We start from the raw sequence: 7,157 nt of genomic DNA on the forward strand, positions 1-7,157 counted from the left end.
GCATCCATCACCACCACCGTGGCGGTGAGATAGCCGAAGGCCACCTGGTCGCTGCCCAGTTCCTGCAGCGCCGCATCGGCGTCCGCCGCTTTGTTGCTGGCGTCCGTGTCCACCAGGACACTCTCCTGCTGGAAGATCGTCTCGCGCAGCAGCGCCACGATGTTCTTGCGCTTGGCGAACCACTGACGGCGCAGGCGCGTCAGCTCCTTCTCCGCCTCGGCCTTGTCCATGCACAGAAAGCGCGTAGACCAGCGGTAGGCGAAGCCGAGCCGGTTCAGATCGTCCAAGATGCCCGGCCAGGTCGAGGTCGGGAAGCCGCGCACGGTCAGCACGCGCAGGTGCTCATCGCCCAGCATGGGCGCGAGGCCGCCTACGAGCGGCGCATCGGCCAGCAGCGCATCCAGATGGATAGGTACCTCCGGCACGGCCACCGGATGGCGGCGGGTGGACACCGTGGCATGGAGGTATGTCAGCGTCTGTGCGTCGTCCAGCCGGGCGATCTCTGGCATCACGCCGTCGAGAAGATCGAGCACCCGGTCAGTCTCGGCGACGAAGGCGGTCAGGCGATCTCGCCAGTCCACCCCATCGCTCGCCCGGTTCTCATAGAGCATTCCTGCCGCGCGCGCACGGGACTCCTCGGGCGGCAGGTACTGCAGCGTCAGGTGGTAGCGGCTCTCGAAGTGGCTGGAGGATTGTTCGAACGCGGCGCGACGTTCCTCCTCCACCAGCCAGGACAGCGGCTCCGGGAAGTCGGAGCGGGGATAGCCGGCAGCCGGTAGGCGCTCCGCCTCGATGAACAGGGCCCAGCCCGAGCCCAGCCGGCGCAGCGCGTTGTTGAGGCGTGCGGTGATGGACACCAGTTCACCCTGCGTCGCACTGTCCAGGTCGGGGCCCCGGAAGCGCGCCGTGCGCTGGAAAGAGCCGTCCTTGTTCAGCACCACACCCGGCGCGACGAGCGCGGCCCAGGGCAGCCAATCGGCCAGCAGCGCAGGACGTTTTCGGTATTCAGCGAGATTCAGCACCGCATGCTCCTTACACGTCCAGCAGTGATCGCTGCTTCATGTGCCGCGCGAAAACCTGCATGAATTGCGGATCCGCACGCGCACCCCACACCGCGAGCGAGTGGCCTACGAGCCATAGCAGGAGCCCGGGAATCCAGAGCTGCAGCCCGAGCCCGACGGCCGCAGCGAGCGTGCCGTTTGCGATCGCCACGGTGCGCGGTGCGCCGCCCATCAGGATGGGCTCCGTCAACGAACGGTGCAGCGGCACCTCGAACCCTGGTGCGTCATTCACGTTCATGCCAGCACCGCCCCGCCGCTGAACGAGAAGAACGACAGGAAGAAACTCGAGGCAGCGAATGCGATCGACAAGCCGAAGACGATCTGCACCAGCTTGCGGAAGCCACCGCTCGTGTCGCCGAACGCGAGCGTCAAGCCCGTGGCGATGATGATGATCACCGCGACGATGCGCGCCACCGGTCCCTGGATCGACTCGAGGATGGATTGCAGCGGTGCCTCCCAGGGCATGTTCGAGCCGGCCGCGTAGGCGGGCAGCGCGAAGGCCATCAGCAGCGCGGCCGGCAGCACGATTTGCAGCGCCAGGCGAAAGCGTCCGATGTGCAGAGACGGGTCTACGGAAATGCGCGAAGTCGTCATGACGGTTCTCCTGGAAGTGATGGCAGTGAGGGAAGCGAAGGCAATGGCGCGGACGCCAGTTCGTGGCTGAGCTGATAGCCGTTCGCGCCGAGGCCAACGACGCGCGCGATGGCCTCCACACGGCGCGTGCGGCCACGCCCGGAGATGAAGACGATGACGTTGATGGTCTCGGCGATCAGTGCGCGCGGCACGTTCATCGACACTTCCTGCACGAGCTGTTCGAGACGCGTGAGCGCGCCCATCGCGGAGCCCGCATGCAAGGTGGCTATGCCGCCCGGGTGGCCTGTGCCCCAGGCCTTGAGCAGGTCCAACGCCTCGGGGCCGCGGACCTCGCCGACGACGATGCGGTCAGGGCGCAGGCGCAGCGTAGAGCGCACGAGTTCGGTCATGCTGACCACGCCAGGCCGCGTGCGCAGCGGCACGTGGTCGTCCGCCGTGCACTGCAGCTCCACCGTGTCTTCCAGCACGATCACGCGATCCCCGGTGGCCGCCACCTCGTCGAGCAATGCGTTGGCGAGCGTGGTCTTGCCGGTGCTCGTACCACCTGCGATCAGGATGTTCTGGCGGTCGCGCACGGCCACGCGCAGGAATGCGGCCTGGTCGGCGGAGAGGATGCCGTCAGCCACGTAATCTTCCAGGCGTATCACCGCGACGGCGCGCTTGCGCAGCGCGAACACCGGTCCTGGTGTGACCGGCGGCAGCGCGCCCTCGAAGCGCTCGCCGGTCTCGGGCAGTTCGGCGGTTAGCAGGGGCTTGTCCGCATGCACCTCGGCGCGCACGTGTGCCGCGATCAACCGGATGATGCGTTCGCCGTCGGCGGGCGACAGCGTGACGCCCATCGGCGCACGGCCGCTGCCGAGGCGGTCCAGCCACAATGATCCATCCGGGTTGAGCAGCACTTCGACCACGTCGGGATCGGCCAGCGCCTGCGCGATCTCCGGTCCCATCGCTGTGCGCAGCATGCGGATGCGACGGTCCAGGGCCAGCGATCCCGGCGCAACAGATCTGTTCGGATCTCGCGGCGCGCCGGTCATGAAGCCGCCTCCGGTTTGCTGTAAGCCGGGGTCGCTGGCCGATCATCTGCGGAGGTGTTCCCCACAGGATCACTCAATCCGAAGAACTGGCTGTCCTCGGGCTGGATCTCCTCGTACACGTCCTTGACCAGACTGCGTCCACGCAGGAGGTGACGGCCGAGCTGTTCGATGAACTGCTCAAAGCGGAGGCGCCCTTGCGCCCGTGCCGCCTCCTGATGCGCCTCGGGCACTGGCGTGCTGACGGTCAGGAAGTAGCGCACATACAGCGCCACCGTCTCGATCAGGATGTTCTGGTCGCGTTCGAGCTTGTCGTACTGGCGCGAGAGGCGATCCAGCCGCTTGGCGATGGCGGCCTCACGCTGGTCGCCACTGTCGGGGGAGAGGAACGAGGACAGCGCGGCGGCGATGATCGAAGACTTGGACAGGCCCTTCATTGCGGCGAGCTCGTCCAACCGGCGTGCGTGGTCGCGCTCGAGGAAGATGTTCAGGCGGGCGCGGCTCATAGGGCGATCCCATCGTCGGGGTCCAGCGCGGCCACCCGTGCTGCGCGCTGCAGGCGCGGGTCCAGCTGCGTCGGCAGGGGCAGCGGAGAGTCATCGTCATCGAGCAGGCCAAGGTCGTCAGCGCTGTGCTCGGGCTGCGGGATAAACGCCACCTCTCCCAACTCGGGCTGATGCTGGCGTCCACCGTCGTCGACGGAGCCGCCCTGACCTGCCATCGCCATGTCCAGAATGGGCGCGGCAAGCGGCGCAAGGCCGCTCCAGTCGTCGGGGCGCGGCGCCGGGGCGTCTGCATAGCGCCCGCCTGATGCAACAAGCGGCGCGGGCTTCACGCGCACCGTGAAGTTGCGGTCGAGGTAGTAGCGGATCTTGCGCGCCTTGATCGGCGGATGGCCCGAGACCATCACCACCGCATCGTCGGGCGGCAACTGCATCACCTCGCCGGGCGTAAGCAACGGGCGCGCCGTCTCCTGGCGCGAGACCATCAGGTGCCCGAGCCACGGCGCGAGCCGATGGCCGGCATAGTTGCGCTGCGCGCGCAACTCGGTGGCCGTGCCTAGCGCGTCGGAGATGCGCTTGGCGGTGCGCTCGTCATTGGTGGCGAACGCGATGCGAACGTGGCAGTTGTCGAGGATCGAATGGTTTTGCCCGTAGGCCTTGTCGATCTGGTTGAGCGACTGCGCGATCAGGAAGGCACGCAGGCCGTAGCCCGCCATGAAGGCCAGCGCCGATTCGAAGAAATCCAGGCGCCCGAGTGCCGGAAACTCGTCGAGCATCAGCAGCAGCTTGTGCCTGCGCTCGATGCCATCCGATCCGTCGAGCGATTCAGTCAGACGCCGACCGACCTGATTGAGGATCAGGCGGATGAGCGGCTTGGTGCGGCTGATGTCCGAGGGCGGCACAACGAGGTACAGCGACACCGGGTGCTCGGCCGAGATCAGGTCGGCGATGCGCCAGTCGCAGCGCGACGTGACTTCGGCGACCGTCGGATCGCGGTACAGGCCAAGGAAGCTCATGGCCGTCGACAGCACGCCCGAGCGTTCGTTCTCGCTCTTGTTGAGGACTTCACGTGCAGCCGACGCGACTACGGGATGCGGCGCCCCACCCTCACCGTTCTCCAGATGCTTGGTGGCCATCATCCGATGCAGCGTGACATCGAAGGGGCAAGCCGGATCGGACAAAAAGTCGGCGACGCCGCGCAGCGTCTTGTCCTCACCGGCATAGAGCACGTGCAGGATTGCGCCGACCAGTAGCGCGTGGCTGGTCTTCTCCCAGTGGTTGCGCCGTTCCAGCGCACCCTCGGGATCGACAAGGATGTCGGCAATGTTCTGCACATCGCGCACTTCGTGCACGCCGCGCCGCACTTCCAGCAGCGGGTTGTAGGCCGCCGACTTGGAGTCGGTCGGATTGAACAGCAGGCAGTGCGAGAAGCGTGAACGCCAGCCTGCGGTGAGCGTCCAGTTCTCGCCCTTGATGTCGTGGATCACTGCGGAGCCGGGCCAGGACAGCAGAGTGGGCACAACCAGGCCAACACCCTTGCCGGAGCGCGTGGGCGCAAAGGCCATTACGTGCTCGGGCCCGTCGTGGCGCAGGTAGTCGTCGTCCTTGCGGCCGAGGAGGACGCCGGAAGGATTGGTCAGCCCTGCCTTGCGGACATCCTCCGTCTCGGCCCACCGCGCGGAGCCATAGGTGGTAACGCGGCGCGCCAGCCGCGAGCGCCAGACCGCCATGCCGATGGCCACTCCCGTGGCCAGCAGCCCGCTGGATGCGGCGATTGCACCGCCGCGCAAAAACACTTCCGGCGCATAAACGTCATACCAGTACCACCACTCGAACAGCTTCCAGGGCTCATAGATCGGGAAGCCAGCGACGTCCGCCCATGCAGGCCCCAGTTGCGGCTGGTGGCCCAGCGCCCGGGCGGTCCACTGCGTGGCACCCCATACGCCGCCAATGGCCGCGCACAAGACGGTAGCCACCTGACCGAACAGGATGCCCGTCTGGACGCTGGACGTCCCGCCTTCGCCAACTCCGGATCGAACTGCCATGCCGTACGTTCCCTTCTGCGCTCCAAAGCGCCACGCGCATGCGCGCCCGTGGCGCGCATCGCACGAGTCTGGAATCGGTGCGCCGTGCAGTACACCCATGAGGGCGTAGCTCAGCGAAGGCTGGCGTGTTTGTCGCTTGAAAGCGCAGTTGGCTGGCTGGATTCCAAGAGGCTGGAGACGCAAAATCCCCAGCGTTTTGGTCAGGAGCATCCATCACTCGAACTCTCGCGTCCAAGGCCGATTCGGCGATGAACGGCTCAAGCGCATCAAGCTTGCGTTCTCGTTGACGCTCATTGCATTGTTGCTGACGGCAGATTCCGTCGCTGGATCAGCGGCGGCAGCACGTAGACGCCTGCCTTATCGTTTCGCGCGCGAAGCGGTCCAGTCGCTTGATCCAGCGGGCGCTCGCGTATCGCCTTGACCTGCACCTCGACGCCGTCTCGCGCTCCAGCGCCATTCACTGAGCGTAGAGCCTGTGATCGCTGATGCTCGGTAGGCGCAACATCCAAGGCGTTCATCTACGGGTACAAACCGCGCTCTTGCCGCGCCATGAGGATGCGCTCGCAAGCCACCGCATAGGTCGCGGTGCGCAGCGTGATCTTGTGCCTGTCGGCTGTGTCCCAGATGTGATTGAGCGCGTTCATCATGATGCGGTCGAGGCGCACGTTGATTTCGTCTTCGTCCCAGAAGAAGGACGAGAAGTCCTGCACCCATTCGAAGTAGCTCACGGTCACGCCACCGGCGTTGCAGATCACGTCGGGCACGACCAGCACGCCGCGCTCGGCGAGGATGTCGTCGGCTTCGGGCACGGTTGGGCCGTTGGCGCCTTCCAGCACCAGCTTGGCGGTGGTCTTCTTGGCGCGTTCCGCGGTGATCTGGCCTTCGAGCGCGGCCGGGATCAGGATGTCGCAGGGCACGTCCCAGAACTGCTCGTTCGGCACCACGTCGCCACCCTTGAAGCTCACGGCGCCGGCGACGGTGCGCGAGATCGGGATCAGCTTGGCCAGGTCGAGGCCGTCCGCGTTGACGACCGTGCCGGTGTGGTCCTGCACCGCGACGATCTTCGCGCCCGCTTCGGCGAAGAGTTCGGCCGCAACCGAACCCACGTTGCCGAAGCCCTGCACGGCGATGCGCGCGCCACGCAGGTCGAGGCCCAGGCGTCGCGCCGCTTCGCGGCCCGTGACGAACACGCCGCGGCCGGTGGCCTTGACGCGCCCGAGCGACCCCCCAAGGTGCAGCGGCTTGCCGGTGACGACGCCGGTGGCGGTGCCGCCGACGTTCATCGAATAGGTGTCCATCATCCACGCCATGATCTGGGCGTTGGTGTTGACGTCGGGAGCGGGAATGTCCACCTGCGGCCCGATGATGATGCCAATCTCGCTGGTGTAGCGGCGCGTGACCTTCTCCAGTTCCTGCAGCGAGAGCTTCTTTGGGTCGACGCGGATGCCGCCCTTTGCACCGCCGTAGGGCAGGTTCACTGCGGCGGTCTTTACCGTCATCCAGGCTGACAGCGCCATCACTTCTTCGAGCGTTACGTCGGGATGGAAACGCACGCCGCCCTTGCCCGGTCCGCGGCTCATGTTGTGCTGCACGCGGTAGCCCTCGAAGTGGGCGATGGTGCCATCGTCCATCTCGATCGGCACGTCGACGATTAGCGCGCGCTTTGGCCGCTTCAGCGTTTCGGACCACTTGGCCAGAGCGCCCAGGTAGGGCACGACGCGGTCGACCTGCTGAAGGTACGTACCCCACGGGCTATTGGCGCTTGGGGTGACAAAGGAAAGCTCTTGACACATGAAAAGCAGAGAAGAAGGTTACAAAGTTAAGACGAATTTGGAGCTGCTCACTCGATGGCCTTGCCCATGTCTTCGACCACCTTCTTGGCATCGCCGAAGACCATCATGGTCTTGTCCATGTAGAACAGCT

6 protein-coding genes and 1 pseudogene are annotated in these 7,157 nt (G+C 66.0%); all 7 read right to left on the bottom strand.

What is annotated here, in order from left to right:
* A pseudogene (locus tag APY03_RS44080) lies at nt 1–1,022 on the bottom strand (conjugal transfer protein TrbE); the annotation flags it as partial.
* A gap of 10 nt (nt 1,023–1,032) precedes the next feature.
* Nucleotides 1,033–1,299 carry a VirB3 family type IV secretion system protein gene (locus APY03_RS18835; RefSeq protein ID WP_068678974.1) on the bottom strand — a complete coding sequence of 89 codons (267 nt, stop codon included), beginning with the start codon at nt 1,297–1,299 and terminating at the stop codon, nt 1,033–1,035.
* Complete coding sequence (locus APY03_RS18840) at nt 1,296–1,655, bottom strand: TrbC/VirB2 family protein (RefSeq protein WP_068678976.1); 360 nt, start codon at nt 1,653–1,655, stop codon at nt 1,296–1,298. The genes APY03_RS18835 and APY03_RS18840 overlap by 4 nt, the downstream gene beginning before the upstream one ends.
* Nucleotides 1,652–2,689 (bottom strand): P-type conjugative transfer ATPase TrbB, encoded by a 1,038-nt coding sequence (gene trbB, locus APY03_RS18845; RefSeq protein WP_068678978.1) that lies wholly within the window; start codon nt 2,687–2,689, stop codon nt 1,652–1,654. Before trbB ends, APY03_RS18840 begins: the two co-directional genes overlap by 4 nt.
* Entirely contained in the window at nt 2,686–3,192 is a 507-nt protein-coding gene (locus tag APY03_RS18850) for a ribbon-helix-helix domain-containing protein (protein ID WP_068678980.1), read from the bottom strand. The genes trbB and APY03_RS18850 overlap by 4 nt, the downstream gene beginning before the upstream one ends.
* Nucleotides 3,189–5,234 (bottom strand): conjugal transfer protein TraG, encoded by a 2,046-nt coding sequence (locus tag APY03_RS18855; RefSeq protein ID WP_068678982.1) that lies wholly within the window; start codon nt 5,232–5,234, stop codon nt 3,189–3,191. The genes APY03_RS18850 and APY03_RS18855 overlap by 4 nt, the downstream gene beginning before the upstream one ends.
* Nucleotides 5,235–5,752: 518 nt before the next feature.
* Nucleotides 5,753–7,027: a Glu/Leu/Phe/Val family dehydrogenase gene (locus APY03_RS18860; RefSeq protein ID WP_068678985.1), complete on the bottom strand. Its 1,275-nt coding sequence runs from the start codon at nt 7,025–7,027 to the stop codon at nt 5,753–5,755.
* Nucleotides 7,028–7,157 lie beyond the last annotated feature (130 nt).

The sequence above is a fragment of the Variovorax sp. WDL1 genome (assembly GCF_001541225.1).
Classification (GTDB): Bacteria; Pseudomonadota; Gammaproteobacteria; order Burkholderiales; family Burkholderiaceae_C; genus Variovorax.

Coding starts and splice junctions, on each gene's coding strand:
- APY03_RS18835 (WP_068678974.1), bottom strand. CDS start 1,299: ATGAACGTGAATGACGCACCAGGGTTCGAGGTGCCGCTGCACCGTTCG.
- APY03_RS18840 (WP_068678976.1), bottom strand. CDS start 1,655: ATGACGACTTCGCGCATTTCCGTAGACCCGTCTCTGCACATCGGACGC.
- trbB (WP_068678978.1), bottom strand. CDS start 2,689: ATGACCGGCGCGCCGCGAGATCCGAACAGATCTGTTGCGCCGGGATCG.
- APY03_RS18850 (WP_068678980.1), bottom strand. CDS start 3,192: ATGAGCCGCGCCCGCCTGAACATCTTCCTCGAGCGCGACCACGCACGC.
- APY03_RS18855 (WP_068678982.1), bottom strand. CDS start 5,234: ATGGCAGTTCGATCCGGAGTTGGCGAAGGCGGGACGTCCAGCGTCCAG.
- APY03_RS18860 (WP_068678985.1), bottom strand. CDS start 7,027: ATGTGTCAAGAGCTTTCCTTTGTCACCCCAAGCGCCAATAGCCCGTGG.